At 67.4% G+C, this 26,111-nt stretch carries 29 protein-coding genes and 1 pseudogene; 14 read left to right on the forward strand and 16 right to left on the reverse strand.

Going from position 1 to position 26,111, the window contains the following annotated elements; translation table 11 throughout:
- Nucleotides 1–8 precede the first annotated feature (8 nt).
- From A5784_RS03410 to A5784_RS03420, 3 genes are all read left to right on the forward strand, one after another.
- A complete protein-coding gene (locus A5784_RS03410; protein WP_064942306.1) occupies nt 9–248 on the forward strand; it encodes a non-oxidative hydroxyarylic acid decarboxylases subunit D in 240 nt (79 codons plus the stop codon).
- Complete coding sequence (locus tag A5784_RS03415; RefSeq protein WP_064942308.1) at nt 245–652, forward strand: SRPBCC family protein; 408 nt, start codon at nt 245–247, stop codon at nt 650–652. Before A5784_RS03410 ends, A5784_RS03415 begins: the two co-directional genes overlap by 4 nt.
- Nucleotides 653–733: 81 nt before the next feature.
- Entirely contained in the window at nt 734–1,723 is a 990-nt protein-coding gene (locus A5784_RS03420; RefSeq protein ID WP_064942310.1) for an LLM class F420-dependent oxidoreductase, read from the forward strand.
- Here the strand turns inward: A5784_RS03420 and A5784_RS03425 are convergent.
- On the reverse strand, nt 1,704–2,069 hold the full coding sequence (locus tag A5784_RS03425) for a YybH family protein (RefSeq protein WP_064942312.1): 366 nt from the start codon (nt 2,067–2,069) through the stop codon (nt 1,704–1,706). The two genes, A5784_RS03420 and A5784_RS03425, sit on opposite strands and share 20 nt — an antisense overlap.
- Entirely contained in the window at nt 2,056–2,769 is a 714-nt protein-coding gene (locus A5784_RS03430) for an SDR family NAD(P)-dependent oxidoreductase (protein WP_197514620.1), read from the reverse strand. Before A5784_RS03430 ends, A5784_RS03425 begins: the two co-directional genes overlap by 14 nt.
- A 118-nt stretch (nt 2,770–2,887) precedes the next feature.
- Here A5784_RS03430 and A5784_RS39585 point away from each other — a divergent pair, with 118 nt between their 5' ends.
- Nucleotides 2,888–3,877 carry a LysR family transcriptional regulator gene (locus A5784_RS39585; protein ID WP_286159408.1) on the forward strand — a complete coding sequence of 330 codons (990 nt, stop codon included), beginning with the start codon at nt 2,888–2,890 and terminating at the stop codon, nt 3,875–3,877.
- On the opposite strand, the pseudogene A5784_RS03435 reads toward A5784_RS39585, so the two are convergent.
- From A5784_RS03435 to A5784_RS03445, 3 genes and pseudogenes are all read right to left on the reverse strand, one after another.
- Nucleotides 3,863–4,900, reverse strand: a pseudogene (locus A5784_RS03435) (YbfB/YjiJ family MFS transporter); the annotation flags it as partial. The gene A5784_RS39585 and the pseudogene A5784_RS03435 sit on opposite strands and share 15 nt — an antisense overlap.
- 80 nt (nt 4,901–4,980) lie before the next feature.
- Nucleotides 4,981–5,994, reverse strand: coding sequence for an alcohol dehydrogenase catalytic domain-containing protein (locus tag A5784_RS03440; protein WP_064942399.1), 1,014 nt, complete (start codon nt 5,992–5,994; stop codon nt 4,981–4,983).
- Nucleotides 5,995–6,259: 265 nt separating this feature from the next.
- Nucleotides 6,260–7,282 carry a nitronate monooxygenase gene (locus tag A5784_RS03445; RefSeq protein ID WP_064942401.1) on the reverse strand — a complete coding sequence of 341 codons (1,023 nt, stop codon included), beginning with the start codon at nt 7,280–7,282 and terminating at the stop codon, nt 6,260–6,262.
- 208 nt (nt 7,283–7,490) lie between these two features.
- On the opposite strand from A5784_RS03445, the gene A5784_RS03450 reads away from it, so the two are divergent.
- A complete protein-coding gene (locus tag A5784_RS03450; protein WP_064942316.1) occupies nt 7,491–8,729 on the forward strand; it encodes a thiolase family protein in 1,239 nt (412 codons plus the stop codon).
- Nucleotides 8,730–8,741: 12 nt separating this feature from the next.
- Here the strand turns inward: A5784_RS03450 and A5784_RS03455 are convergent, their stop codons facing one another.
- Genes A5784_RS03455 through A5784_RS03480 form a run of 6 tightly spaced genes read right to left on the reverse strand, consistent with a single transcriptional unit; the run spans nt 8,742 to nt 13,929 of the window.
- Nucleotides 8,742–9,461, reverse strand: a complete 720-nt coding sequence (locus tag A5784_RS03455; protein ID WP_064942318.1) for a hypothetical protein — start codon at nt 9,459–9,461, stop codon at nt 8,742–8,744.
- A gap of 7 nt (nt 9,462–9,468) precedes the next feature.
- Nucleotides 9,469–10,326, reverse strand: a complete 858-nt coding sequence (locus tag A5784_RS03460) for an MBL fold metallo-hydrolase (RefSeq protein WP_064942320.1) — start codon at nt 10,324–10,326, stop codon at nt 9,469–9,471.
- Nucleotides 10,323–11,441, reverse strand: coding sequence for an alpha/beta fold hydrolase (locus A5784_RS39025; RefSeq protein WP_232005924.1), 1,119 nt, complete (start codon nt 11,439–11,441; stop codon nt 10,323–10,325). The genes A5784_RS03460 and A5784_RS39025 overlap by 4 nt, the downstream gene beginning before the upstream one ends.
- Nucleotides 11,438–12,160: a flavin reductase family protein gene (locus A5784_RS03470; RefSeq protein ID WP_064942322.1), complete on the reverse strand. Its 723-nt coding sequence runs from the start codon at nt 12,158–12,160 to the stop codon at nt 11,438–11,440. The genes A5784_RS39025 and A5784_RS03470 overlap by 4 nt, the downstream gene beginning before the upstream one ends.
- Before the next feature lie 12 nt (nt 12,161–12,172).
- Complete coding sequence (locus A5784_RS03475; RefSeq protein ID WP_197514621.1) at nt 12,173–13,012, reverse strand: MBL fold metallo-hydrolase; 840 nt, start codon at nt 13,010–13,012, stop codon at nt 12,173–12,175.
- A gap of 11 nt (nt 13,013–13,023) precedes the next feature.
- On the reverse strand, nt 13,024–13,929 hold the full coding sequence (locus tag A5784_RS03480) for an alpha/beta hydrolase (RefSeq protein ID WP_064942326.1): 906 nt from the start codon (nt 13,927–13,929) through the stop codon (nt 13,024–13,026).
- 167 nt (nt 13,930–14,096) lie between these two features.
- Between A5784_RS03480 and A5784_RS03485 the strand changes: the two genes are divergently transcribed.
- Entirely contained in the window at nt 14,097–14,390 is a 294-nt protein-coding gene (locus A5784_RS03485; RefSeq protein WP_064942328.1) for a CDGP domain-containing protein, read from the forward strand.
- 1 nt (nt 14,391) lies between these two features.
- Nucleotides 14,392–15,195, forward strand: coding sequence for a helix-turn-helix domain-containing protein (locus A5784_RS03490; protein WP_064942330.1), 804 nt, complete (start codon nt 14,392–14,394; stop codon nt 15,193–15,195).
- 7 nt (nt 15,196–15,202) lie between these two features.
- Here A5784_RS03490 and A5784_RS03495 read toward each other — a convergent pair whose 3' ends face one another.
- Nucleotides 15,203–15,571: a hypothetical protein gene (locus A5784_RS03495; RefSeq protein ID WP_064942332.1), complete on the reverse strand. Its 369-nt coding sequence runs from the start codon at nt 15,569–15,571 to the stop codon at nt 15,203–15,205.
- Nucleotides 15,568–15,852, reverse strand: a complete 285-nt coding sequence (locus tag A5784_RS03500) for a hypothetical protein (protein WP_064942334.1) — start codon at nt 15,850–15,852, stop codon at nt 15,568–15,570. The genes A5784_RS03495 and A5784_RS03500 overlap by 4 nt, the downstream gene beginning before the upstream one ends.
- Nucleotides 15,853–16,087: 235 nt before the next feature.
- On the opposite strand from A5784_RS03500, the gene A5784_RS03505 reads away from it, so the two are divergent.
- The 3 genes from A5784_RS03505 (at nt 16,088) to A5784_RS03515 (ending at nt 18,553) form a co-directional block, all read left to right on the forward strand.
- The gene (locus tag A5784_RS03505) at nt 16,088–16,411 is read left to right on the forward strand and encodes a hypothetical protein (protein WP_156750350.1); all 324 of its coding nucleotides are present in this window, start codon (nt 16,088–16,090) and stop codon (nt 16,409–16,411) included.
- 147 nt (nt 16,412–16,558) lie between these two features.
- The gene (locus tag A5784_RS03510; protein ID WP_064942405.1) at nt 16,559–16,903 is read left to right on the forward strand and encodes a cupin domain-containing protein; all 345 of its coding nucleotides are present in this window, start codon (nt 16,559–16,561) and stop codon (nt 16,901–16,903) included.
- 90 nt (nt 16,904–16,993) lie between these two features.
- On the forward strand, nt 16,994–18,553 hold the full coding sequence (locus tag A5784_RS03515; protein ID WP_064942338.1) for a cytochrome P450: 1,560 nt from the start codon (nt 16,994–16,996) through the stop codon (nt 18,551–18,553).
- Here the strand turns inward: A5784_RS03515 and A5784_RS03520 are convergent.
- The 3 genes from A5784_RS03520 to A5784_RS03530 form a co-directional block, all read right to left on the reverse strand.
- Entirely contained in the window at nt 18,516–20,165 is a 1,650-nt protein-coding gene (locus tag A5784_RS03520) for a DNA repair helicase XPB (protein ID WP_064942340.1), read from the reverse strand. The two genes, A5784_RS03515 and A5784_RS03520, sit on opposite strands and share 38 nt — an antisense overlap.
- Before the next feature lie 124 nt (nt 20,166–20,289).
- Nucleotides 20,290–21,738, reverse strand: a complete 1,449-nt coding sequence (locus tag A5784_RS03525) for an alpha/beta hydrolase (protein ID WP_502687485.1) — start codon at nt 21,736–21,738, stop codon at nt 20,290–20,292.
- A gap of 251 nt (nt 21,739–21,989) precedes the next feature.
- On the reverse strand, nt 21,990–24,281 hold the full coding sequence (locus A5784_RS03530) for a helicase-associated domain-containing protein (RefSeq protein ID WP_064942342.1): 2,292 nt from the start codon (nt 24,279–24,281) through the stop codon (nt 21,990–21,992).
- Nucleotides 24,282–24,350: 69 nt separating this feature from the next.
- Here A5784_RS03530 and A5784_RS03535 point away from each other — a divergent pair, with 69 nt between their 5' ends.
- Genes A5784_RS03535 through A5784_RS03550 form a run of 4 tightly spaced genes read left to right on the forward strand, consistent with a single transcriptional unit; the run spans nt 24,351 to nt 25,995 of the window.
- Nucleotides 24,351–24,548 (forward strand): hypothetical protein, encoded by a 198-nt coding sequence (locus A5784_RS03535; RefSeq protein WP_029369742.1) that lies wholly within the window; start codon nt 24,351–24,353, stop codon nt 24,546–24,548.
- Between the two features lie 2 nt (nt 24,549–24,550).
- Complete coding sequence (gene moaC, locus A5784_RS03540) at nt 24,551–25,030, forward strand: cyclic pyranopterin monophosphate synthase MoaC (protein WP_064942344.1); 480 nt, start codon at nt 24,551–24,553, stop codon at nt 25,028–25,030.
- Nucleotides 25,003–25,506 carry a MogA/MoaB family molybdenum cofactor biosynthesis protein gene (locus A5784_RS03545; protein ID WP_064942346.1) on the forward strand — a complete coding sequence of 168 codons (504 nt, stop codon included), beginning with the start codon at nt 25,003–25,005 and terminating at the stop codon, nt 25,504–25,506. Before moaC ends, A5784_RS03545 begins: the two co-directional genes overlap by 28 nt.
- A 60-nt stretch (nt 25,507–25,566) precedes the next feature.
- Entirely contained in the window at nt 25,567–25,995 is a 429-nt protein-coding gene (locus A5784_RS03550; RefSeq protein WP_064942348.1) for a molybdenum cofactor biosynthesis protein MoaE, read from the forward strand.
- Nucleotides 25,996–26,111: the final 116 nt, after the last annotated feature.

Below are 26,111 nucleotides of genomic sequence, written 5' to 3' on the forward strand. Positions count from 1 at the left end.
GAGCACCCATGATGTGTCCGCGATGTGCGTTCGAGAGCATCGAAAAGCTCTACACCTCACCGGTTCCGGGGGCATGGGACGTGCTGCAGTGCCAGCAGTGCCTCTACTGCTGGCGAACCAGTGAGCCGGCGCGGCGCACCAGGCGCGACGCCTACCCGGACAGCTTCAAGATGACGGTCGACGACATCGTCAATGCCCCCGAGGTTCCGGCCGTTCCACCGTTGATCAGCGGTAGCGTGAAGCCATGACTGTGACCCTGCGTCATGCCATCAAGATCGCCGCGCCTCGGCACAAGGTGTTCAGCGCGCTGGCGGATACCGCCGAGATGGCGGCCTGGCACGTCGGCGGCATTGACGGCACGGTGGCCATCGGTGAGACCTTCCGCCTCAATCCCAAACCCGGGCTGAGTTTCGCGTGGCGCACCGTGGACATCACATCGGACGAGGCAATAAGCCAAGAATGCGTGGCCGGGCCGGGCAATTCAGCTGGTAAGACGCTGACATTCACGCTGTCGGACACCGACGAGGGCGGCACGCGCGTCGACCTCAGCGACGGACAGTGGCCGCCTGACGATCCCGGCCTGCCGTTCTGCAACACCCGCTGGGCCGAGGTGTTGCTGCGGCTCAAGCAGTACGTCGAAACCGGCGCCTGATCCACGCCGAATGGCCAGTTAGAGGACGCCTCTCACGAAAATGCGTGCAATAACCGGCCACTCGGCGACAGAATGGGAGCCATGCGCTTTGGACTCTTCATTCCGCAGGGCTGGCGACTGGACCTGGTAGGCATTCCCACTGAACAACATTGGCCCGTCATGCGGGATCTGGCGGTATACGCCGACGCGGGCGAATGGGATTCGCTGTGGGTGTACGACCACTTCCACACCGTGCCGGTGCCCACCGACGAGGCCACCCATGAGGCATGGACGCTGATGGCGGCCTATGCCGCGACCACCTCCCGCATCAAGCTGGGCCAGATGTGCACGGCGATGAGCTACCGCAATCCGGTGTATCTGGCGAAGGTCGCGGCGACCGTCGACGTGATCTCGGGTGGCCGCGTGCAGATGGGTATCGGCGGCGGTTGGTACGAGCATGAGTGGCGCGCCTACGGGTACGGCTTCCCGTCCGCCGGCGTTCGGCTCGGCCGGCTCGATGAGGGCGTGCAGATCATGCGTGACGCGTGGCGCGACGGCCGGGTCAGCTTCGACGGCAAGCACTATCAGGTGGACGGCGCGATCGTGGCGCCGAAACCCTTACACGCGAATGGTATTCCGCTCTGGATCGCCGGAGGTGGCGAGAAGGTGACCTTGCGGATCGCGGCCAAGTATGCGCAGTACACGAACTTCACGTCCGAGCCGGACGGCTTCGCCCACAAGTCGCAGATCCTCGCCGAGCACTGCAAAGAGGTCGGCACCGACTACGACGCGATCGTCCGGTCGGCCAACTTCAACGCCGTCATCGGCACGTCGGAGTCCGATGTCGCCGAGCGGATCGAGCGCATCCGGGCCCGGCAGGTGCCGGTGGCCGGCGAGCCCGCCGTCGACGCCATGCTGGCGACCATGTCCTCGCCGGACTCCGCGACCGGCACCCCCGAACAGGTCGTCGAACGGCTCAAACGGCTTCGCGACCTCGGGTGTGAGTACGCGATCATGTACTTCCCCGAGGCCGCGTACGACCGTTCCGGTATCGAACTGTTCGAGCGCGAAGTCATCCCTGCGCTGGGCTGACCTGGTAGAAGGTGATCTTCCAGCCGTCGGCGCCCAGGGTCGCCAACACGCTGAGGTTCAGCGGGATCGCCGTGCCATCGGGCCCGGTGAAATCCGCCCGTAGGTAACCCAGCGCGACGCCATCGGCGGGCCTGCGCGTTTCGTGGAACCGGTAGTCCACCGTCAACCCGACCGGTTGCGACTCGTAGTAGGCGTAGACGCCCTGCCTGCCCACGCTGAACGGGCGCAGCCCCTGGAAGATCGCGTCCTCGGTGAACACCGCGGCCACCCGGTCGGGATCATGACCGTCGATCCCGGCCTTCCACTCGTCGAGGAGTTGGCGAAGGAGCACCTCAGTGTCCGGCACTTTGGCCTCCGTCGACGTGCAGGATCCCGCCGGTGACGAACGTGGCGTTCTCCAGGAACAGCACGGCCTCGACCACGTCGTCGATGTCACCCATGTGGCCGACCGGGTGCAGCTTGTTCAGGAACTCGTGGGTGGACGGATCGTGCATCGGCGTCCGTATGATGCCCAGAGCCACTGCGTTGGAACGGATTCCGCGAGTCGCGTACTCGATGGCCAGGGCCTTGGTGGCGGCGTTCAGGCCGCCTTTGGTCAGCGACGCCAGGGCCGACGGCACCTGGGAGTTGGCCTGATCGACCAGGCTCGTCGAGATCGTGACGATATGGCCACCCTCGCCGTGCGCCTCGACCGCGGCGATCCCGGCTCGGGTCAGCTCGAAGAAGCCGCGCAGGTTCACCCCGGTGATGGCGGCGTAGTCCTCATCGGTGTAGTCGGTGAACGGTTTGGAGATGAAGATGCCTGCGTTGTTGACGATGGTGTCGACCCGGCCGAACCGTCCGACCGCGGCGTCGACGATGCGCTGCCCGACGCCCGGTTGCCCGATGTCGCCGGCGACCGCCAGCACCATCGGGTCGTCGCTCGCCGCGATGCTGCGGGAGTTCGCGACGACGGCGTAGCCCAGCTTGCGGTAGCCCGCGACCAGCGCCTCGCCGATGCCCTGCGATGCCCCGGTGATGATGGCTACCTTCGGTGTGTTGTTCACGATCATGGTCCTTTCGGTGGTCCGTCGCCGGGTACAACAGAGCATCGGCGGCGGCGACTCCCGCAGGTCACGACTGGTTTGCTCCCTGCTGGGAGACAGCGCCTACTAGTCTGCAACGGTGGAACTGCGTCAGTTGCGGTACTTCGTCGTGGTCGCCGAGGAGCTGAACTTCGGCCGCGCCGCGGAGCGTCTGCACATCGCGGGCCCGTCGCTGTCCCAGCAGATCAAGGCGCTCGAGCGCGACCTCAAGGTCAGCCTCTTCGACCGGGACCGGCGGTCGGTGGCCCTCACTCCGGCCGGCGCCGCGCTGCTGCCCGACGCCCGTGCCCTGGTCCGACACGCCGATGAATTCCGCAGGCGGGCCACGGGATTGGCGGTCTCCGATCCCGTCCGTATCGGCTACGTCAACTGGCGGCCCGCGGATCTGGCCGACCGGGCGGCCGGCGTCGCGCAACTACGGGTGGACACCTGGGTGATGCCGTCGCACACCCAGGCGGCGAGAGTCGCCGACGGCAGCCTGGACCTCGCGATCTGCTGGGTGCCCACCGATGACCTGGCCGAGCTGTCACTTGAGGCCCACCTCATCGGAGTGGACCGGCTGTACGCGCTGTGCGCAGGCACCGACGACAGCCCGGTCGCGGCCAAGGATGTGGTGGTGCTGGTCGATGCCGACGTGGCAAGTTGGTCGTCCTGGAATCGCTACGCCGAGGAGTTCGCCACGGCCACCGGGGCAAGGTTGATGCGCACCGACGACGGGGGTGTCACCGGGCCGACGTTCTTCGAGCACGTCCGTCGGCTGGGCCGTCCGGTACTCAACAACCCCAAGGGGCAGGATGCCCAGCTGCCCCGTGATCTGGTGCGACGCCCGATCGTCGACCCGGCGCCGCTGTGGACCTGGTCGCTGGTGTGGCGCCGTGCTGAGGACAACGCCGCGGTACGCGCGCTGATCGACGTATTCACCAGCGATGTGGGCGATCTAGGCGTTCACGGCGACGGCGTGTGGCTGCCGCCCGACGATCCCCATCGCGGTCGCGGTCAGAGCGGCCAGCACGACGATGACCGACCCGGCGACCAACGCGAGCTGAAACCCACTGTGCAGCAACGGTGACACTGCGACGGGTCCGACGATCTGGCCGATCGAATAGCCCACCGTCAGCAACGCGACGGCGCCCGGGAACTGCAGCAGCCGCCCGGCCGCCAGTGCCAGGACACTGACACCGATGAACGTGCCGCCGAACAGGATTGCCCCGATGAGCGCACCGCTGCCGGACCCGGTGCAGGCCAACGCTATTCCGGCAGCCTGCAGCATGAGCGCCGCGGTGAGCAGCACGGGATGCGAATAGCGTGAGCTCAACCGCGCCCACACCACCGCCGACGGAATCACCGCGAGACCGACCAGCAACCAGGCACCGTTGCCAAGCCGTCCCGGTGAATGCTGCGCGACGGCCGCGACCAGGAACGTACCGGCGATGATGTAACCCACGCCTTCGAGGGTGTAGCTGACGAGCAGCAGCGCAAAAGGCTTGTGCCGCTTGTGGTGCTGCTGTTCAGCAGCGTTCGTCACCGCAGGCGTGGCGAGCTTCGCGGGCATGAACCACGCCGAGACACTCAACAGCGCCGCCAACGCCGCTGCCGCCCACCAGGCGGCCCGCCAGTCCGCGGATGCCGGCAGTGCAAACACCAGCACCGCCGAGGCGGCGATACCAACCCCGACGCCACCGAAGGCCCAGCCCGCCAGGTGAGCCGGATGATCGTGCAACCGGTCCAGCAGCGTGTTGACGGCAATGACGAACACCAAGGCACTGGTGAAACCGGCCACCGTGCGCAGCGCTGCCCACGCAATGACGTTGGTGGTCAACGCCATTGCCACCAGACTTGCCACCAGCACCAGCAGTGACCCGCGGCAGACGGACACCGACCGGGCCAGCCGTGGCGAGAACATCCCGGCGAGCGCCCCGAGCAGATAGCCCACGTAGTTGGCGGTGGCCAACTGCCCGGCCGCTTCCGGGGACAGCTGAGCATGTGCGGTCATCAGCGGCAGGATCGGCGTGTAGGCGAAGCGCCCGATGCCCATCGCTGCGCCCAGCACGGCGGCAGTTCCGACGATCTGCGCCCATGGGTGTTTCGGCATTGCCCCATGGTGTGTCCCAAGCGGCCCAGCACACCACGTCCGATTATCTTGCAGCTGAAAGGCAAAGCCTCATACGGTGCTCACATGGTGAGAACGCCGCGGTAGCGGGCTCGTCCCTCCGCCATGGCGGCGTATGCGTCCGCCGCATTTTCCAGCGGGAACTCCTGGATCTGCGCCCGGACGTTGTTGAGCAGAGCGAAATTCATAGTGTCTTCGATCTGCGACGCCGTGCCCGACGGATGGCCCGTGACACTGAGTGCCGGGGTGATCAGGTGCAGCGGACTGATCGGCAGGGGATCAGCGGACACCCCGATCACGATGAGCTCGCCGCGCGGTGCCAGGCCGCCGATCGTCTGGCCGATCGCGTCGGAGTTCGCGGCGGTCGCCAGCACGACGGACACGCCGCCCAGCTTCTGTAGCGACTCGCTGACGTCCCCGGCCGTGGAGTCGATGTAATGGTGTGCGCCGAACCGCTCGGCGTCGGCGGCCTTGTCCGCGCCGCGCGCGATGGCGACGGTCTCGAATCCCATGGCCCGGGAGAACTGGATCCCGAGATGACCGAGCCCGCCCACGCCCAGCACGGCGACCCGATCACCGGCCACGGCCACACTGGTCCGCAACGCCTGGAACGTCGTCACGCCGGCGCAACCCATCGGCGCGGCTTCACTGAAGGACAATCCAGCGGGGATTCGCGCCAGCGCGGTGGCGGGTACGGTCACCGACTGGGCGTAGCCGCCCGGGTACTGCCAACTGGGAATCTGGCCATTCAGACAGTGCATGAACTGACCCTTGCGGCACTGCGCGCAGTGATTGCAGTTGCCGCCGAACCAGCCGACGGCGACCGAGTCACCGACGCCGAATTCCTCGACGCCGCTTCCTAGTTCGGCGATGATGCCGGCAATCTCGTGCCCCGGCGTCAGCGGCCAGGTCATCGCAGGGAAGTGGCCGCTGACGAACTCGCGGTCAGTGCCGCAGACACCGCAGGCCCGTACGTCGATGCGGACATGGCCCGGCGGCGGTGCGGTGGTCTCGACGTCGGTCAGCCGCAGCGGGGCGCCTGCGGTGTCGACGTGGACTGCCCGGTGCGTGGCCATGGTGATCTCCTGTCGTCGGCGGACCTGAGGAACGTGTCCACTCTGGCAGGCGATGCGGCTCTTCGCCATGGCATCGGGCATGCCGGGCGAACCAGCTCTGCGAGATCAGGGTGAGATCCTGTGCCGTCGCGAATGTGAAACGTCTGCGATCTGCCGCGCGTTTTTTCGCAGAGGATTCACACTCGCGACGGCCGCAGCCGGTTGCTAGTCAATTGCACAGCATGGGTGACGCCCGGGTTGACCCGGTGGCTCGTCTAAGCCTCGGTCACGGCGCGAGGCCGGCGAGAATCTGTGCGGTCGGCTGGCGGCGCGCATGCCGGTACCCGGTGCCCGCCCACAGGTGCACGAGGTCGGGTTCGCCTGCCGCCGCGGCGGCCTTGCGCAGCGGGCTGGTGAGGAAGTGGATCGCGGGATAGCCCAATGGGGCCGAGGCCTCGTAGGTGTCGATGAACCGGTTACGCAGGCCCCGGGCCGGGCGACCGGTGAACGCTTTGGTGACAACGGTTTCGGTGCGCTCGGGATCTTCCAGGGCGGCTTGGTGGGTCGCCGACGCGCCGCTCTCGTCGGCCAGCAGCAGCACCGTCCCGACGGCCACGGCCTCGGCGCCGGCCTGCAGCGCCCCGGCGACGTCGGCTGCTGTGCCGATTCCGCCTGCGGCGATGACGGGCAGCCCGACCGTCGAGGTGATCCCCGCGACGAGTTCGCCGATGGGCAGGGCCTGGGGCGGATTGTCCGGGGTCAGCGTGCCCGAGTGCCCGCCGGCGCCGCTGGCCTGTACGGCCAGCGCGTCGGCGCCTGCCGCCGCGGCAGCCTCCGCTTCGGCGCGCGAGGTCACCGTCTGCACCACGGCGCTGCCCGCCTGCTGGAGACTGTGGATCACGTCGTGTCCCGGTATGCCGAAGGTGAAGCTGACGACGGGGACGGGGTTGGCCCGTAGCAGGTCCACTTTGGCGGCGAAGTGGTCGTCGCTGTCGTTCGGCGTGTCGGGCAGGGTGAGCCCGAACCGGTCTGCCTCACGCTGCATGGCCTGGGCGTACTCCGCGTAGCGCTCGGGGGAGATCGGCACCGGGTTGGGGGCGAAAAGGTTGACGCCGAACGGTATCCCGGCATCACGCACGGCGCGCATCTCGGCCTCGACGGCGTCTGGAGTCTTGTAGCCCGCGGCAAGGAAACCGAAACTGCCTGCGCTGTGCGCGGCGATCACCATGGCCGCTGTGGTGGGACCGCCCGCCATGGGTGCGGCGATCACCGGGATCCTCAGACCGAGATCCGCTATCGGTGAGCTCATGATTGCCTCCTCGAATCCACTGTGGACAGTAGTGCGGTCGGCTGCGCTCGACCAGAACGACCGGTACAACGATCGTCGGGCGTGCATCTGCCCGTCGGCTAGGACCAGATTCCTCAGTGTTGTGAGGCGACGCCTCCCACCGCACACTGAAGTCCCTGTCGGCCCACCGGTGTGCGCGGTACCCTCGCCTCGACCGAGGGAGCCGGTAATGACAGAAGCATTTGTGCTTGGCGGTGTCCGCACTCCGTTCGCCCGGTACGGCAGTTCGTTGTCGCACATCCGCGTCGACGACCTTCTTGGGATGACCATGAAAGGTGCGTGCGCGCGGGTCGGCGTCGAGCTCGATCAGATCGAGGACATCGTCGCCGGGTGCGTCAACCCCGCCCATGAGGGCATGGGCGATCTGGCCCGGTGGGCTGCGTTGGCCGCAGGTTTCCCCGACAGCGTGCCTGGGATGACGATCAACAGGTTTTGTGCGTCGTCGCTCAGCGCGACCATTGGTGTCGCGCATGCTATCCGGGCGGGGGACCTCGGTGTCGGGGTGGCCTGCGGCGTCGAATCCATGTCGCGGTCGGGTTGGGCCTACATGAAGGGTGATGCTGCGTTCTCCCCGCGCGGGCCCGTCATCCTGCTCGACACCATGTGGGCGGGTGCCGGGGGCCCGCCAAACCCCGCGCTGTTGGCGCGCAACGCCTACATCGGGATGATCGAGACCGCGCAGAACGTGGCCGACCGGTACGGGCTGACCCGTGAAGAGATCGACGCTTTCGCGCTGCGTACGCAGCGAAATGCCAAGGCCGCCCGCGATTCCGGCCGGCTGGCCAAGGAGATCATGCCCGTCGAGATCGCGGCGACGAAGACGACGCCGGCCCGCACCTTCGAGCACGACGAGTTCATCCGCGACGACACCACCGCCGAGCAGCTGGCGAAACTGAAACCGCAACCTGGGACCACGCAGATGACCGCGGCGAACTCGACGCCGCTGACCGACGGCGCCGCCGCGTTGGTACTGGCATCGGGGGAGCGGGCAGCCGAACTGGGACTCGAGCCCTTGGCCCGCGTGGTGTCCTCGGCGGTGTACGGCATCGATCCGTTGGTCATGGGGCTGGCCCCGGCGTGGGCTCTGCCGATGGCCATCCGGCGGGCCGGGTTGAACCCCGAGCAGATCGACGTCTGGGAGGTGCACGAGGCGTTCAGCGCCCAGGCTCTCGGCGTGCTGCGTGAGCTCCCGAACCAGTTGGACGGCTTCGTCATTCCAGACGAGAAGCTCACGCCCAACGGCGGTGCCGTGGCCATCGGCCATCCGTTCGGCGCCACCGGGGCCCGGTACGTCCTGACGCTGGCGAACGAACTGCGTGAGCGCGGCGCTCGGTACGGCGCGATCGGAGTGTGCGTCGGTTCCGGTCAGGGTGTCGCTGTGGTCTTGGAGAACCCCGCCGCGCGCTGACGCTGGTGGACCTCAGCTGAACCGGACTGCGCTCAGATCGATGGCGACCATGAGCTCGTCGGGCAGGAGCCGTCCGGCCGAATCGCACCGGTACGCGCGACGTTTCGTCGGAATCTTGATGCCGTCGAATTCGACGATGTCATCGGTGTAGTGCATGGCGGCAAATCCGCCCGCCACGTCCACCCGGTAGTCGTGGCGCCGGATCAGATGATCGGAGTCGAAATAGAACTCCTCCACCGGACTGTGACTGGCGAAGTGTGGCGGATAGTGCACGCGCACGCCTCGCCACGTCTCGCCGCGGTCGGTGACCGGCTCGATCTCTTCGACGGAGACACCCGGTAACGACATCAGAAACGGCGCGGTCAGATAGTTCCACAGGGCGTAGCCGTTGAAGTAGGCCCGCTGCAACGGATTCCACGGAGTCTCCAGCACATGACCCGCGAACGAGTCACGCGGACTGCGTAACTCGGCGACCACGTGACCGTCGAGCTTCTCGATGGCGACGCGATCGGCGGTGAAATCGGTCTTCTGATCCGGTGCGCCGAACGGTTGTACCGAAGCCCACTGCCGGTGCAGCGTCACGGACATCCGGCGAGGGGTGGCATCCTGCGGTTGACCTTTGATGCCCCAGAGTTTGCCTCCGGAGACGATTGTCGCCTCGACCCGAGAATATTCGTTCCACCGTGTCACGCCGCCGTGGGCCTGCAGAATTTCCGCTACCAAGTCGGTCATCTCAACCTCATGAGTTCGTCGGAAACAAGGTGATCGCCGCACCCCACAGCGCACCGGGGTTGATCCGGTCAGGGTGCAGGGCCAGCATGTCGCGGTAGAACTCCTCGGCGTCAGAAGATGTTTCGAGCAGCCTACGGGCATCTTTGAGATAGCGGCGGGTGGCGTCGAGCTGTGCCGGATCGTCGGGTGCGACGGGATTCTTGTGCCCGGCGATCACGACCGTGGGCCGCAGGCTCTCGGCGATGTCCAACGCGGTCAGCCACTCGTCGAGCCCGGCCGCCCCGCCAGATTCGGTGAGGTACAGGTGCACACCGTTGTAGACGACATCGCCCGCGACGAGCAGACCTGCGCCGGGGGCATGCAGCATGGTCGTCGCATCGGTATCGGTGTGACCTACTTCGACCGGCCGCAGCCATTCGCCGTCGAGTTCGAAGCCGTCCTCGTCGACCACGGTGACCTCGACGTCACCGGTCGGTAGTTGACCGGGAAAGACCTTGTCCCAGAACCCGGCCCGGAACTCGGGTGCGTTCTGCGACGCCATGTGCTCGACGGTGCCGGCCGTGGCATAGACCACGGCGTCAGGAAACCGCCGCAGTAGCGGGATGGCGCCGAACCAGTGATCACCGTGCCCATGCGTGATGTAGATGCCGGCCAGGCGTCGGCCGGATGCCGCCACCCAGTCGCCGACCTCGTCCGCCTGCGCGGTGGTCAGCGGCGGGTCGACCAGCAGCGCGTCGCGCCGTCCGGTGATCAATGTCGAGGTGATCGGTGACCACATCCGCGGGCTGCCGTCGGGCAGCGGCCCGCGGCCGGATTGCGGGATCTGGCCGGTGACGAACAGCCGGTATCCGAGCGCGCCGGTCATGACGCGGCCGTTTCCGTGCGCTTGCGGATCTCCTCAGCGAACCGCAGGACGGCGCCCAGCGGCCGGTGATGGATGGCAATCTTGACGACCTTGCCGTCGGCGTCGCGGTCCAGGACGGTTATGCCCCGCATCGCCATATCGCCGAATGCCGTTGCCCGCCATTGCAGATAGCTGGTCGACCCACTGTGGGCCTCGGAGGTGAACTCCAGGGATTCGTAGATGGTGCTGGCGGCGCCCATGATGGTGGCGACCTGATCACGACCCTCGACCGAGTCGGGGAGGGTGGTGGCTTCGAAGACGACGTGCTCGGCGAACGTCTCGGCGAAGCGGGCCTGTGACTTCTCGGCGAAGCTGCGGCGCCAGCTGGCTGCCGCCCCGGTCTGGTGTGTGAAGGCGGTGATGGCCGTGGCGACCCGGTCGGCGTATTCGACGTGCACCCAGTGCCCACCTCCGTCGATCACCTGCTCCTCGGCCTGCGGGAAGCGCGGGCTCACGGTGGCAAGCAGTTCGGCGGTGACGAACGGGTCTGCGCCGCCCCGGATCAGCAGCACGGGGCCGGTGAATGCGCTGACCTGCGGTGCGTCGGGCACACCGTCGTTCCAGACGTCGACGTAGTGGCTGACCACATCGGGCCGTGCGGATGCGCCTGCCGGCGTCAGCCGGTCGAGTTGATCATCGGAAAGTTTGGGCGACAGCTGCGCACGGGCGGCGCGCTGCGCGTCGGGATGGCCGCCCAGCTGACGGAACGGGGCCACTGCTTCATCGGGAAGGCGCGTTCCTGTCAATGGAACCGGGGTGATGAGCACCAGCCCGGTGACTTTCCCCGGATGCGCGGCGCCGATCAGTTCGGCGACCTGGGAGCCCATGCTCTGTCCGACTACGACGACATCGGAGTCGACATCGGCGATGAGCTCGGCGGCCTCTGTGGCCAGCGATGCCAGGGTGATGTCAACCGAGCCGTCGGCGGTGCGGGCTCCAAAACCCGGCAGTCCGTAGCGGACGGTGTCGACGTCGCCTGGGAGGGCGGAAATCACGTCATCCCAGACAGTTTCGTCATCGAGGAAGCCGTGGATGAACAGTACGGTGCGGGTGCGAGGGGCAGAGGGTGTGGTCATTTCGCAGTCTCCTTGGTGGCGCCGGAGGGCGACCAGTCTTTGGTGTCGATGGGGGAGTAGTCGGTCGACTTGCCGTCCAGGCGCTGGGCGCGCTGGGCCGCGAACTCCTCGGCCAGGCCGTCGGGCAGTGGGGTGGTGAAGATGTTGTTGACGAGCGTGTACTCAGCGGCGAGGCGGCCGAAAGCGTTCAGCGCGCCGACGTCGATGCGGCCCCGCGACAGGTACAGGTCGTCGCGGACGTGAATGCGCTTCACGCGGCCCCAGACCACATGGTCGGGCAGCGGCGGCATCGGGATGATGCGGTCCACCACGCATTCGAATGAGATCGGGGCCTCGCCGATGCGGGGTGCAGCGATGAACTCGGACGCAGCCTTGGTGAGGCCCAGGGCCTCGAATTCGTCGACACCGGAATCGAATTCGAACGCCGACCGGTGCACCGCATCGGCCTGGGCGATCGAGGCGATGTTGACGACGAACTCTCCGGTGTCGCGGATGTTGATGAACGTGTCCTTGAGCGTGACACCGTCGGAGCGCGGCTGCAGGGAAACCGACAGGATCGGGGGAATGCGGCCCACCACGGTGAAGAAGGACACCGGCGCGATATTGCCGACTCCGGTCGTCGAGGCGGTGCTGATCCAGGCGATGGCGCGCGGCAGCACACTGCCGATGAGAAGTTTGTAGCTCGACGTGGCGTCGAGGTGATCTGCATCGATGATCATTTCAGGGTCCTTTCAAGACAGCAGCGCTACGGCGCTGTACCAGACCGGGCCGACATTGAGCCGGTCGGGGTAGAGCTGAATCATGTAGTCGAAAAACTCTCGGGGGGTGGGGTTTCCAGCCATCAGACGCTGTGCGTCGAGGAGGTAGTCGCGAGTCTCGGTGATGATCGCCGGATCGTCGGGGAGATCCTTGTTCTTGTGCCCCGCCACGACTGCGCGGGGATGCAGCGCGGCGACCTTGTTGAGTGCCTGCAGCCAGGACTTGATCCCGCCGTCGGCGCTTTCCAGCAGATACTGGTGCACGCCGTTGTAGGCGACGTCACCGGCGACCACCAACCCGATCGAGGGCACGTGCAGCACGGTGGTGTCGTCGGTGTCGGTGTGGCCGACCTCGACGGCGACCAGCCGTTCCCCTTCCAGCTCAAGGCCGGCTTCGGGAATGGGTTGGTACACAACGGGGCTCGGGGGGATCTGGCCGGGGAAGTCGACGTCCCACATCTGGGCGCGACCCTCGACGGCCTGTTCGTGCATCTTCGCGATGGTGCCTTCGGTGGCGTAGGCGACCGCTCCCGGGAATCGTTGCAGCAGTTGGTCGGTGCCGAACCAGTGATCGCCGTGGCCGTGGGTGGCGTAGATGTATTTCAATGCCCTGCCGGATTTTTCGATCCAGTCGCCGACGCGTTGCACCTGGTCGTGGGTGAACGGCGGGTCGACCAGCGCGGCGTCACGGTCGCCGAGGATCAGCGTGGATGACACGGGTGAGGACACGATCGGGCTTCCGTCGGGCAGGCGCTGTTCGCGGTTGCGGCGCAGGCCGTCGTGGACCATCACCTGGTAGTGCAGTTCGGTCATGATGTCTCCCTTTACAGTTCGGTCTTGGAGAGGTGCTCGATGAACCAGTCCCGCGCGGCGCCACCGGCGATGTCGAACTGGCCGAGGTACGGGTCGAAATGCCCGCCGTTGATGGTCACGAGGCGCTTGGGTTCCAAGGCGCGCTCATAGGCGCTCAGTGCCAGATCGGTGACCGTGACGGTGTCGTGCAGGCCGACCACCATCAGCAGCGGGGTGGGGGAGACCCGGTCGATCCAGATGCCCGGCTCGTACATGCGGGCCGCGCGGGATGAGCGCACCGTCATGATGTTGTGCCACACGCCTTCCGGTGCGGGTTGGGTGTAGAACGCGACCGCGTCGGGGGAGCGGTAGGCGGCCTGTACGGCCGGATCGCTGCTCACCACCGCCTGCGTGGCCGGTGGCTCGCCTCGGAACTGAGCCCGCTCGTCCTCGGCGAACCGGGCCTCCAACGCCGCCACCTGGTCCGGGGCGACGCGTCGCAGGCTCTGCTGATAGCCGCTGATGGTCGGCACCTGGGCGACCACTGCGCGCAGCCGGCGGTCGGTGGCGCCCAGCACGATCGCGTGTCCGCCCGCGTAGCTGCTACCCCACAGTCCGATCCGCCGAGAATCGACGTCCGGGCGACTCTCCAGGAACGAGATCGCGCGGCGCCAGTCGGCGATCTGTACCCACGGGTCGACGTCGAAGCGCGGAGAGCCGTCGCTGGCGCCGAAGCCCCGGTGATCGTGAGCCAGGACCACGAACCCGGCGTCGGCGAAGAGCCGGGCGAATCGCTCCAGCCCATGCTCCTTCACCCCGGCGAAACCGTGCGCCATGGTGATCGCCGGGTGTGGGCCGGGACCGTCGGGCTGGAACAACCAGCCCCGCAGTGTCACTCCGCCCTGGGCGGGTAACTCGATATCGTGTCGTTCAACCATGCATCTAGAGTCGGCGCCGCGACGCTGCGGTGGGAACGCCGCGCTGATCCTGGTATTGCCGGGGACAGGGTCCGGCGATCAGGGCATCTGTTCAAAGGCTTTCGCCCGACGTGGCTCGCCACCTGGATTCACTGCGGTAGCGTCATTCGGTGGTGATGGGAGAACCCATGAAGCTCTGCATATTCGGTGGACTGGCCGTCGGGCTGACGGCTGCAGGTCTGCTCGTCTCGGCGCCGCCGGCCAGCGCCGGCTGCCTGTACGGCGGACCCGTCATCAGCAAGTGCGACGGACCAATCCAGCCGGACGGCACCTGGCAGCGGTGCACGGCGGTGTACAACTACGTCCCCAGCGGCCTGAGTTCCCACCTGGTACCCGTCAAGCGCTGCGATCTGATGGGCCCCGGCCACGACTATCCGTTCGACTTCACGTTCACCGACCCGCCGACGCATATCGACGACTGACGTGGCGAAGGGAAACGCGCTCGGCGAGTACCTGCGGTCGCGGCGCGAGCAGGTCCGTCCTGACGACGTCGGCCTGGTCGCCGGCTCCCGGCGGCGGGTCGCCGGGCTGCGCAGGGAGGAGTTGGCATTGCTGGCCGGTATCAGCTCCGACTACTACCTGCGGCTGGAGCAGGGCCGGGACAAGAATCCGTCCGCGCAGGTGCTCGACGCCCTGGCCCGGGCGCTGCAGCTGGACATCAAGGGCACCGAATACCTGCACCAGTTGGCCGGACAGTCCGGAACCCGTTGGGAACAAGGCGATCTGGAAGAAGTGGCCGACGGCCTCGACGAACTGATCGATCAGTTCCCGATGCCGGCCATTGTGGCCAACAGGTATCAGGATGTGCTGGCGGCCAACGCCGTCGCGCAGGCGCTGGCCCCGGCGTTCCGCCCCGGTGAGAATTTCCTGCGGTGGCGGCTCCTGGACCCGGCGGCCAAGGAGTTCTTCGTCGACTGGGACGAGGCCACCGATATCGCCGTGAGCGGGCTGCGGGAAGTCGCGGGCAGTACCCCCGACGATCCCCGGCTCCGCCGGATGATCGACGAATTGTCCTCGGCGAGCGAACGTTTCCGGGAACTGTGGGCACGGGCCGACGTCGGCTACCGACCCGGCACCACCCACGTGCGCCACCCCAGAGTGGGCGAGCTGTACCTGCAACGCAACCGGTTGCACGTGCCGCACTCAGGGGGACAGCATCTCATCATCTTCCGCGCCGAGCCGGGGAGCGATTCCGCTGCCGCGCTGGATGCTCTTCGCGCCATCTAGCCGCTCGTCAGCCGTGGAAATTCGGATCCGGGTGCGGCGGGATCGGGCACCAGAACAGGCCGCAGTTCACCGGTTCCGGCACAGGAGGGTCTTCCCCGTCCCACGCACTGGAGCCCTGCAGGGTTTGCTGCCCGTTGATGTCGCGGGGAACGTTGCCGAACCCGTAGGACACGCGGTACCAGGTGTGGCACTGGCTCATGTCCCAAACATATTGATTGCCATACCTGTTCGGTCCACTCGGGTCTTCCATCGACTGGCCCGGGCACCACGTGTACGGACCGCCGTTGGCGTGCGCGACGCCCGTCGCCAATCCCACGCCGACGACTGCCACTGCACCCGACAGCACGGCGCCGGCGACGGTGCGCCGCAAGCTCATCGCTGATCCATGTGATCGGTGTCGGTCGCGCTGCCCTTGGCGTAGTGGGTCAGGAACGCGGTGGCCGCGACTGCTGCAACGGCGCCGATCACGCCCCAGAGGACGACCGGAAAGATCAGCGATCCGAACAAGAAGTCATAGGCCAGCGCGAGGTAGAGCGACCAGATGACCCGGTAGATGGACCAGAACGCCAGCAGGCCACAGCTGATCCCGATGAGCAGGCTGCGCTGACGATCGACGCGGCTGATCTGTTGCTCGATGTTGGTGGGCACGATCTTCATGGCTGTATTCCTCGCCTGTCGTGCGGCGCCTTCTCGTCGGCGTCGCGGTGACGTAAGTACACGCGCGTCGCCGGACTACCGATCCCAACAATGTGGCGTGACGTTCGAGGATCCCGACGGGTCGGGATGAGCCCTTTGCTGGTCGACATCGCCGGCGCCGGAAGATGGCGAAGACGTGAATACGCGATGAACCTGTGGAGTCGCTGAGGGAAGCAGCTTGCGTCACTATATGTCCGTGCTGTCACAGCGACGCGAGTCCTATGCGAATGCGGTACCGTCCCGGTCGCCACATATCGACACGTGGTCCCGGCCCCCGCATCCGGCCGATGTCGCGCAATCGCGCCTGTTCGACGAGATGATGCAGGCTGAGATCGCGGAGCTTCATGCGCTCGCAGCACTCGCCGAACGTGCCTGGCGCGATCGATCGGAGCGGCATACCGCGGCGCCCGCGAAGCTGCCGGAAGCCGTCCTTCGGGTGCATGCCCGCATCGCGGAGGCCGAGCGGATGCTGGCCGCGTTGCGGGGCAGGTTTCCCGGGAATGAGATCCGCTCGGCCTGATCGGAATCCACTGTCCTGCTGGTGGTCGGCGGCGCACGGTTTGCCGGCCGCCCGGCGGCCACCGTGATCGGTCACGATTTCGACGTTTCTTCCAGTGTTCCCGACCGACCGCCGGAATCCGTCGAACCCGAGTGGCACGATCCGGGTATGGAGAAGATCTCGCTCACTGCCCTTGCCCGTCAGCAGCTGACCACAGCCCGGTCGGCCAGCAGCGGCCGCAGCGCGCATACCGTCTACGGCGGGCACGAACATGCGCTGCGGCAGACACTCATTGCTCTCACCGCGGGCAGCGCTCTCGACGAGCATGAGAGCCCGGGCGAGGCCACCCTTCAGGTGATCGAGGGCAGGGTGTCGTTGGGGAACTCGGAAGCCAGCTGGGAAGGATCGCCCGGCGATCACATCGCGGTCCCGCGCAGTCGGCACAGTCTGCGGGCGCTCGAGGACTCCGTCGTGCTGTTGACGGTGGTCAAGGTGGTCGGGCCGCACGCGTAGCGCTCTCTGGTCAAAACCCGGTACCGCCGGTACTGTATACCGGGAGTCCGAGCTTGGGGTGCTCGATGACTCCGACCGGGAGGTGGTCAGATGTCCCAGCCCGCCACGAAGGACGCCGTCGGCGACTGCCCTGTCCATGACACGCTGCATCCGCCACGGTGGGCGCCGACCCCGATTCGCTGGCAGCACACCGACATCGGATACCTCAAGTCATGGTGGTTGGCACTCAAGGCAATCCGGGCCGGCTACCGGCACACCATCTACGAGTACGCGACCGAGCTTCCGGGACAGGACGACATCGTCGTGGCCCGTGCGCCGCTGGCGAAGTTCGTCGTAGTGCGCAATCCCGACATCGCACGCCACGTCCTGGTCACCAATCAGGACAACTACACCAAGAACGCCGAGTACGACCTGCTTGCCGTCGCGTTCGGCCGGGGCCTGGTGACCGACCTGAACGACGAACTGTGGCAACGTAATCGGCGGCTGGTGCAACCGATCTTCGCCAAACGCCACGTGGATTCCTTCGCGCCGCAGATGGTGGCCGCAGCGAGAGCGGCCGCCGACCGGTGGGATAAGCACACCGGTCCCGTCGACATCGCCGCCGAGATGAACTACGTGACGCTGGACATCATCGCCCGCACCATGTTCGGCATCGACCTCGACGGCCGCCTCGCCGAGCAGATGCGTACCGATTTCGCGCGCCTGCTAACCCTTTTCGGCTACGGATTCCTGATCGGCGTGGCGCGACCGCTGCGGTGGCGCGCCGATCAGTTGTCCAGGCGCGGTCCGCGGTGGCTGGCTGCGCGTGCGCCCCGCATGGCCATCAACGAGCTGCGGCGGGGTGCATGGGTGATCGCGCCGCGGGCACGACGCGGACTGGGCCGCATCGAACGATTCGTCGACGAGATGATCGCCGACCATCGCAGCGGCAAAATCGAGGGCACCGACAACCTGCTGGCCCTCTTGATGTCCGCAGAAGATCCCGAAACCGGTTATCGCTACAGCGATCTGGAGATCCGGGACGAGGTGCTGACGTTCCTGGGCGCCGGGTTCGAGACGACGGCCGCGGCGCTGGCGTGGACGTGGTTTCTGCTGTCGCAACACCCGCAGGCCCGTCGGCGACTCGACGAGGAACTCGACGAGGTGCTCGGCGGCCGCGAACCCACCGCCGCCGACGTCGACGACCTGCCATGGACGCAGGCCGTGGTGGCCGAGGCCATGCGGGTGTTCCCGCCGATCATGGGGGTGGCCCGCACCGCCAAGGCCGACGACGTGCTGGGGGACTATCCGATCAAGGCGGGCACCAGCATTGCCGTGCTGATGCACAGCGTGCACCACAACCGGCGGGTGTGGGAGAACGCCTACGACTTCGACCCGTCACGGTTCCTCAAAGAGAACCTCGACGGGCCGCAACGGCGCGCCCACATCCCGTTCGGCGCAGGCAAAAGAATGTGCATCGCATCGGGTTTCGCCAACCAGGAGGCCACGCTGATCGTCGCCGCCCTGGCCCAGCGCTACGAACTCGACCTGGTGCCCGGTCAGCGGTTGCGGCGCGAGCTGACCTTCACCGGCGGTCCGGACGGCAAGATGCTGATGGCCGTGCGGAGCCGAACTAAATCGCCGGGCCCAGCAGATCGTCGGCGTCTTTGATGATGTAGCCGTAACCCTGCTCGGCGAGGAACCGCTGCCGGTGGGCGGCGTACTCGGCATCCAGCGAATCGCGGGAGACCACCGAGTAGAACACCGCGCCGCCGCCGTCGGCCTTCGGCCGCAGCAGCCGGCCCAGCCGTTGCGCCTCCTCCTGCCGGGATCCGAAAGTGCCCGAAACCTGAACGGCCACAGACGCTTCGGGCAGATCGATGGAGAAGTTCGCCACCTTGCTGACGACCAGCGTCGAGATGTCCCCGCGGCGGAACGCGTCGAACAGCTCCTCGCGTTCGGAGTTTTTCGTCGAACCCTGGATCACCGGGGCGTCGAGTTCCTGCCCGAGTTCTTCCAGCTGATCCAGGTAGGCGCCGATGACCAGCGTCTGCTCGTTCGGGTGCCGTTCCAGGATCGAGCGAACCACCGCGATCTTGCTGTGCACCGTGGAGCACAGCTTGTAGCGCTCGTCCGGTTCGGAAGTGGCGTAGATCATCCGCTCGTTGTCGGTCATGGTCACCCGGACCTCGATGCACTCGGCCGGGGCGATCCAGCCCTGGGCCTCGATGTCCTTCCACGGCGCGTCGTAGCGCTTCGGCCCGATCAGCGAGAACACGTCACCTTCGCGGCCGTCCTCACGGATCAGGGTCGCCGTCAGCCCGAGCCGGCGCCGGGACTGCAGGTCGGCGGTCATCCGGAACACGGGTGCGGGCAGCAGGTGCACCTCGTCGTAGATGATCAGCCCCCAGTCGCGGCTGTCGAACAGCTCCAGATGCTTGTACTCACCCTTGGTGCGTCGGGTGATCACCTGGTAGGTGGCGATGGTGACCGGGCGGATCTCCTTCTTCTCCCCGGAGTATTCGCCGATCTCGTCCTCGGTCAGCGAGGTGCGGGCGACCAGTTCACGCTTCCACTGCCTGCCCGCCACGGTGTTGGTGACCAGGATCAGCGTCGTCGCACCGGCCTTGGCCATCGCCGCGGCCCCGACGAGCGTCTTACCGGCGCCACACGGCAGGACCACGACACCGGAACCGCCGGCCCAGAACGAGTCGGCGGCCATCTCCTGGTAGTCGCGCAGGTGCCAGCCGTCCTGGGCCAATTCGATCGGATGGGCCTCGCCGTCGACGTAGCCGGCCAGGTCCTCGGCGGGCCAGCCGATCTTGAGCAGCATCTGTTTGACCCGGCCGCGTTCACTCGCGTGCACGATCACGGTGTCGTCGTCGATGCGAGCCCCCAGCATCGGCGCGATCTTCTTGTTGCGCAGCACTTCCTCGAGCACGGCCCGGTCGAAGCTGACCAGGGTCAACCCGTGTGCCGGATGCTTGACCAGCTGCAGGCGGCCGTAGCGGGCCATGGTGTCGACGATGTCGACCAGCAGCGGCTGCGGCACCGCATAGCGCGAGAACGAGACCAGCGCATCGACGACCTGCTCGGCGTCGTGGCCGGCCGCACGGGCGTTCCACAGCGCCAGCGGCGTGATGCGGTAGGTGTGTACGTGTTCGGGCGCGCGCTCCAGCTCGGCGAACGGGGCGATGGCCGCACGTGCCGCGCCGGCCTGTTCATGGTCGATCTCCAGCAGCACCGTCTTGTCGGACTGCACGATCAGCGGGCCGTCGGTCATTTGTCCCATTATCCAGAGCGTGCCGACAGCGGCGCTGTCCGCGGGCGCGAGCGTGCGTGAACTGCTGTTGAAATGCGGCCTGTCGGCCGGCAGACACGCACGCTCGGCAAGACTGGCGCTGGGTTCAATGCGTGGCGGCCTGCAACGGGACACCCGCCGGTGCGCGTCCATGCCCGTCCCCGGGCAACGCCACCTTGGCGACGCCTGGCGTGCCGATCTGACCGGCCAGCCAGGGCAGCGAGGCTTTGAACACGTCCATCGCGAACGGCCAGTCGTGCTTGCCCGGGCTCGCGACGACGGCGCAGGTGATGCCGTGGGCCCGGCCGAGCGCGCACAGTGAGTTGGCGGCGTCGGTCTGATCACCCGGGTTTCCTGCCGCGTCCTGCCCGCCGAGGCCGACCGCGTTCGGATTGCCGTACCCGCCCTTGTGCTGCTGCGGGGCATCCGAGGAGATCGCGAACCAACCGGAGACGCCCTGGTAGGGGCCGTGTTTGTTGATCACGGTGGTGGGGTCGTACACCGACCACTGCGAGGCGTCGCCGCCGTAGATCCTCGCAACGGTCTGATCCTTGGTGCCTGCGTTGGGGCCCGTATCCCCGGCGATGTCGACGAACGAGCTGAACAGTTCGGGGTGCATCACCGTCAGGTCGACGGCGCAGGTGCCGCCCATCGACCAGCCGACGACACCCCAGTTGGCCTGCTGGACGTCGAACGTATCGGCGACATACGGCGGCACGTCCTTGGTGAGGTGATCGGCCACGTTGCCGCGCGGACCGTTGACGCATTCGGTGTCGTTGTTGAACGACCCGCCGACGTCGACGAACACGAACACCGGGGCATTGCCGCCGTGCGCTGCGGCGAAGCTGTCGACCGTGGCGATGGCGTTGCCCGTGCGGGGCCAGTCGGACGGCGTGTTGAACTCGCCGGCGATCATCATCACCACCGGCAGCTTCGGCGCACCGGCGGCGAACCAGGCCGGCGGCAGGTAGACGAGCTCGGTGCGGTGCTTGAACCCCGAGGCATCCTGCGGGATGTCCACCGGAACCAGCGCTCCGTGCGCGGGGGCGCCCTTGCCGCGCATGCCCTCGACGGTGGCGAGGTCGGTCTCGTCGGGCAGCGGCCCGGCCGTCAGCTCGTTCCAGGCTGCCGGAACCGTCGGGAAATAGCCCACCCAGAGGTTGAGGGCCAAGCCCGCGCTCAGCAGGCACAACGGCACCGCGAGCACTGACACGCCGCGGCGCCACCAGTGGCTGCCCCGCCATCCGAGTACCGCGACCGCAGCGGCCAGACCGGTCAGGCCGACCCACACCCACAGCGAATCCGGCGCAGGATCGCCCGCCAGCCCCTGCGCATCGATGTACCAGTGGGTCCACCCCGCGAGAATCAGGCCGATCACGATGGCCACCGGCAGCCAGATCAACCGCCAGCGGCGATTCCGCCAACCGATCGCCAGTACCAGCACGATCGCGGCCACTGCCCACACCGTCGGTGGCAACCAGCCGTGCAGCAGCGACACGCCTCGTCTTGCCGGAGCCACGGCAGCCTCGCTCAACAGGGTTGTCACGAGAGACATGGTCGTGAACGGTTCTGTGGATGAGCTGTGTCCAAGCTGTTCGCCGGGTTAGTCGCGCTGACCGGGCAGCTCTGGCCACAACTGTCACAGTGGTACCGGAAAGCCCGAGGCACGTGGTCCTCGAAACGCGCTATCGCCAGTGGTACCAATTTTTCTGATACCGCGGGCGGTGGCGCATTTCGAGGTCGGTGTGTGCTCGGAATCCGCGACACGCCGCCAATAGCGACACGCCGACAGCTGCGGACCGCCTATCAGTCGTCGTTGGCCGACACCACGGAGGTGACTCGGTGAATCGCGAACTCCCGCACCCGTCCCGCGGCGGGGTCGTACGCGGTCAACTGGCCGCCGCGAATGTTGATCGGGGCCACCACGCGCTGGGTCGCGACGCCTGCGGGGTCGACGTAGCCGATGAGCACCGAGGTTTGGGCGATCGCGGCGTCCTGCAGTTGGGTGATGGCCACTGCGGGATCCAGCCGGACGTTGGCGAACGGCCCGCTGGACACCTTGCGGAGCACCGCGATGATGGCCGAAAGCGTCTGCGTCGTCGGAGGTGTCGAGGGCCGATGGACGCGTCGCCGGGTGGGGGCGGCGACGCGGTGGCCGAGAGCTTGGATGTCGACGATGGTGCCCGACGAGTCCTCGGCCGCCGGGGCGAACCCCGCGTCGCGCAGCCCCGCGAGTACATCGGAGATCGGGGCCTGGGACACCGCAACGGTGGGGGCAAGCAGGCGCAGCTCGAGACGCTCGGTGGCCGACGATGCCACCGCCTGCGCCAGCAGTGCGGCGTCCTCACACCGCACGAACGACGACGCCATCCCGACCCGCAGCTGCCCGTGCCTGCGGGCGACGTCGTCGATCAGGTACGTCAATCCTTGCGGCACAGGGGTTTTGGAGTGCTTCTCGAAGAGGCTGTGCAGCTCGCCTGCAGTGCGCCCCGCATCCAGCGCGTGCCGCACCGAGGCCTCGGTGATCCGGTACACCATCGCCGCGCCTGCCGATTCGACGGTCGCCACCATCGCCAGCTTCTCGGCCAGTTCACGTTCCAGCGGCCCCGGCACGATCACTGTGAGGTCGGCCTGCAGCAGGAAGTGATCGAGCGGCTTGGGCAGCACCTTGGCCATCGTCGCCAGTACGTCCTCGGCCGGATCGTCGGCCAGCAGCCCGCGTCCCGGTGTGCTGATCGCGCCGCGTCCGGCCAGGCCCACCGCGTGCGCCTCGTCCAGCAGGTTGCCGACGGTGGACGGCTGCAGGCGCGCCGACCAGCGGGGCCGATGCCAGATCATGGCCCGCGATGCCTCGGCCGCGTCGACACCGGTGCCGGGCGGCAGCTCGGCGAGCACCGTGAGCAGAAGCCGGCGATCCAACGGCGCCGCGGTGGAGAACAGTGAATCCGACAGTGCGGCAAAGGGTTTGCCGTCAGGGCCGCGCGAGCCGATCAATGCCGGGCGGGCCTGCAGGTCCAGCCAGGTCGAGGCGATCAGCTGCCAGCGCGCCGCCGTCGTCGATTCCACGAAACGGTCGGCGGTCACCGTCGGCGCCCAGTACGGCCCCGTCCCGTCGCCCGGGTCCGGATCAGGCATGCCGACGGCGATCAGCCCGGCGCTCGCCGTCAGTTCCAGGATGAGTCCCAGCCTCGGCTCGTCGATGCCAGTGGCCTTGGCCAGCCGTTTCACCTCGCGCACCCCGAGCCCGCCGTTGCGCAGCTCGGGAACCGGTGTGGCGCTGAGGGTTTCGATGAGTAATTCGATTTCACGCAGCAGGTCGATGGCGGCACCGGCGGCGACGGCATCCACGTCGGCGGTGGTTGTGGTCGCCGACTGCAGCGTGGGCACCGCCAACTGCGTGGGGCCGGGGAGCTCGCCCCGCAGCGACTGGGCCACCAGCCGCGGCAAGATCACCGTCTCGTCGTCGATCCGGCGCAGCAGCCCGGCTGCCAGAAGCCTTGGCACCGGCCGGTCTTCCGGGGTGTCGGGAGCGGCGTCGCGGGTGCGCCCCACGGGCGAACCCTCCACCAGGCGGGCCAGCAGTTCCTTCTGCGGGTCGTCGAGATCGGCCAGCTGCTCGGCGATCTCGTCGGCACTGCGGTCAGCCGCCTCCAACGCGGCCTGCCCCGGGTACCACGGCAGCGACCCGGTCACCTCGGGCGCGACCCGCACCTCGTCGGCACCCCAGACGAGGGCCAGCTCGCGCAGATCGTCCACCGCGGCACCGATCGCGTCGGCATCGCCCCGGTCACCGAGCAGCTCGGTCACCTCGGTGACCGCGACCGCCCCTGAGTCGGCGTGCAGCACCAGCAACGCGTCGAGCACCGCCAGGTGCAGGAAGTCCAGGCCGTCGGTGGCTGCCTTGACCGACTGCCGTGACAACGCCCTCGCGGCCAGCGCCGCCAAGCTGGCGGGAGGCGGTTGGGTCAGGTCTGGCCGCAGCTGCAGAATCCGCAGGAGTCCCTCGTCGGGGAGCTCGGCCAGCCAGGCGCCCAGCGGGATCCCGGCGTTCGGCCGGGTTGCGGCGCTCCTGTCCTCCGAAGGAGTCTTCGCGGTCATATCCTGACCAGCGTAAAGCAGCGCACGGGTGACATGCCGGTCTCGCCTCCGGATGTCTGGCCTGCCACAATGTGGGGCGTGGCTGACAACAAGAAGAATCAGTACGTCGACAACGGCTGGCCGGTACTGAGCGACGGCGACGATCACGCCGTCAGCGAACTGGCGACCGACCGCACCGGCGCCCTGTCTCCGTTCGGGGACGTGACCTTCCCCGTGCCGGCAGAAACCCTGCCGTTCATTCAGTCGGTCACCGTCGTTAACCGGTAACGGTGGGCCTGTCGCACCTCGACGAAACCGGGGCGGCGCATATGGTCGACGTCACCGCCAAGGACGTCACCAAGCGCACCGCGGTGGCTGCGGGCACGCTCCTGAGCACCGCCGAGGTGGTCACGCTGATCGCATCAGGTGGGCTGCCCAAGGGTGACGCGCTCGCCACCGCCCGCGTCGCGGGCATCCTCGCGGCCAAGCGCACGTCCGACCTGATCCCGCTGTGCCATCAGTTGGCACTCACCGGTGTCGACGTCGATTTCGGCATCGGCACCGACCGGGTAGACATCACCGCGACCGTGCGCAGCACCGACCGTACGGGTGTCGAGATGGAGGCGCTGACCGCCGTCAGCGTGGCCGGGTTGACGCTCTACGACATGATCAAGGCCGTCGATCCGGCGGCTCGCCTCGACCAGATCCGGGTACTGCGCAAAGAGGGCGGTAAAACGGGTCTATGGACTCCAGACACTCCACCGGCGTAACCCGTTCGGCCCGCGTGGTCATCGCGTCGACCCGGGCAGCGGCCGGGATCTATGACGACCGCACCGGTCCCATGATCGTCGGGTGGCTCGCGGACCGCGGCTACGACGTGACCGAGCAGGTGGTCGTCGCCGACGGCGCTGCGGTCGGCGCAGCGCTGCGCTCTGCTCTGGCCGAACACATCGACCTGATCATCACGTCCGGCGGTACCGGCATCTCACCGACCGACCGCACTCCCGAAGCCACCATGGCGGTACTGGACTATCAGGTGGTCGGTCTGGCCGACGCCATCCGGCGCTCAGGCGGCCACAAAGTCCCTACCTCTGTGCTCTCGCGGGGCGTGTGCGGCGTCTCCGGGCGCACCCTGATCGTGAACCTGCCGGGCTCTACAGGCGGCGTGAAAGACGGCCTGGGCGTGCTCGATCATGTGTTGGAGCATGCGTTGGATCAGTTGAGCGGCAAGGACCATCAACGATGAGCGCTTGCGCGAAGAGGAGACATCAACGATGAGCGCTTGCGCGAAGAGGAGACATCAACGATGAGCGCTGTCGTCGCCCGGGTGGCGGTCACTGAGGATCCCATCGACCTGACCGAACACGAGGAGCTGGTGGCTCATGAGGCTGCGGGCGCCGTCGTCGGATTCTCGGGCGTGGTCCGCGACCATGACGGCGGCCGCTCGGTGACGCGGCTGGAGTACTCCGCCCATCCCACCGCCCTGGAGACGCTGCAGGCGGTTGCGGCCGAAATCGCCGCGGACAGTCCCGGTGTGCGGGCCATTGCGGTGAGTCACCGCATCGGAGCCCTGAAAATAGGCGACGCCGCCCTGGTGGCCGCTGTGGCAGCGGACCATCGCAGGGCGGCGTTCGAAACCTGTGCCCGTCTCGTGGATACCGTCAAAGAACGCCTACCGGTGTGGAAGCACCAGCACTTCGCCGACGGCTCCGACGAGTGGGTCAACTCAGCCTGAGCGAGCTCAGCCGATGAGCACGTTGCCGTTCAGGCCTTGCTTCTCGATGGCCTGCTGGATCTGCTCCGAGTAGGAGCCGCCTGTTATACACATCTGACGCTGCCGACGATCGCATA

Source organism: Mycobacterium sp. 852013-50091_SCH5140682, assembly GCF_001665685.1.
Classification (GTDB): Bacteria; Actinomycetota; Actinomycetes; order Mycobacteriales; family Mycobacteriaceae; genus Mycobacterium.

Excerpts from the sequence above, each read along its gene's own strand:
- A5784_RS03440 (WP_064942399.1), bottom strand. The coding sequence starts at position 5,994 with ATGGCCACGCACCGGGCAGTCCACGTCGACACCGCAGGCGCCCCGCTG.
- A5784_RS03470 (WP_064942322.1), bottom strand. The coding sequence starts at position 12,160 with ATGATCATCGATGCAGATCACCTCGACGCCACGTCGAGCTACAAACTT.
- A5784_RS03410 (WP_064942306.1), top strand. The coding sequence starts at position 9 with ATGATGTGTCCGCGATGTGCGTTCGAGAGCATCGAAAAGCTCTACACC.
- A5784_RS03415 (WP_064942308.1), top strand. The coding sequence starts at position 245 with ATGACTGTGACCCTGCGTCATGCCATCAAGATCGCCGCGCCTCGGCAC.
- A5784_RS03460 (WP_064942320.1), bottom strand. The coding sequence starts at position 10,326 with ATGACCGGCGCGCTCGGATACCGGCTGTTCGTCACCGGCCAGATCCCG.
- A5784_RS03420 (WP_064942310.1), top strand. The coding sequence starts at position 734 with ATGCGCTTTGGACTCTTCATTCCGCAGGGCTGGCGACTGGACCTGGTA.
- A5784_RS03550 (WP_064942348.1), top strand. The coding sequence starts at position 25,567 with ATGAGCGCTGTCGTCGCCCGGGTGGCGGTCACTGAGGATCCCATCGAC.
- A5784_RS03495 (WP_064942332.1), bottom strand. The coding sequence starts at position 15,571 with ATGAGCTTGCGGCGCACCGTCGCCGGCGCCGTGCTGTCGGGTGCAGTG.
- A5784_RS03520 (WP_064942340.1), bottom strand. The coding sequence starts at position 20,165 with ATGACCGACGGCCCGCTGATCGTGCAGTCCGACAAGACGGTGCTGCTG.
- A5784_RS03545 (WP_064942346.1), top strand. The coding sequence starts at position 25,003 with ATGGACTCCAGACACTCCACCGGCGTAACCCGTTCGGCCCGCGTGGTC.
- A5784_RS03530 (WP_064942342.1), bottom strand. The coding sequence starts at position 24,281 with ATGACCGCGAAGACTCCTTCGGAGGACAGGAGCGCCGCAACCCGGCCG.
- A5784_RS39025 (WP_232005924.1), bottom strand. The coding sequence starts at position 11,441 with ATGACCACACCCTCTGCCCCTCGCACCCGCACCGTACTGTTCATCCAC.
- A5784_RS03510 (WP_064942405.1), top strand. The coding sequence starts at position 16,559 with ATGGAGAAGATCTCGCTCACTGCCCTTGCCCGTCAGCAGCTGACCACA.
- A5784_RS03450 (WP_064942316.1), top strand. The coding sequence starts at position 7,491 with ATGACAGAAGCATTTGTGCTTGGCGGTGTCCGCACTCCGTTCGCCCGG.
- A5784_RS03485 (WP_064942328.1), top strand. The coding sequence starts at position 14,097 with ATGAAGCTCTGCATATTCGGTGGACTGGCCGTCGGGCTGACGGCTGCA.
- A5784_RS03525 (WP_502687485.1), bottom strand. The coding sequence starts at position 21,738 with ATGTCTCTCGTGACAACCCTGTTGAGCGAGGCTGCCGTGGCTCCGGCA.
- A5784_RS03455 (WP_064942318.1), bottom strand. The coding sequence starts at position 9,461 with ATGACCGACTTGGTAGCGGAAATTCTGCAGGCCCACGGCGGCGTGACA.
- A5784_RS03500 (WP_064942334.1), bottom strand. The coding sequence starts at position 15,852 with ATGAAGATCGTGCCCACCAACATCGAGCAACAGATCAGCCGCGTCGAT.
- A5784_RS03480 (WP_064942326.1), bottom strand. The coding sequence starts at position 13,929 with ATGGTTGAACGACACGATATCGAGTTACCCGCCCAGGGCGGAGTGACA.
- A5784_RS03515 (WP_064942338.1), top strand. The coding sequence starts at position 16,994 with ATGTCCCAGCCCGCCACGAAGGACGCCGTCGGCGACTGCCCTGTCCAT.
- A5784_RS03475 (WP_197514621.1), bottom strand. The coding sequence starts at position 13,012 with ATGACCGAACTGCACTACCAGGTGATGGTCCACGACGGCCTGCGCCGC.
- A5784_RS03535 (WP_029369742.1), top strand. The coding sequence starts at position 24,351 with ATGTGGGGCGTGGCTGACAACAAGAAGAATCAGTACGTCGACAACGGC.
- A5784_RS03445 (WP_064942401.1), bottom strand. The coding sequence starts at position 7,282 with ATGAGCTCACCGATAGCGGATCTCGGTCTGAGGATCCCGGTGATCGCC.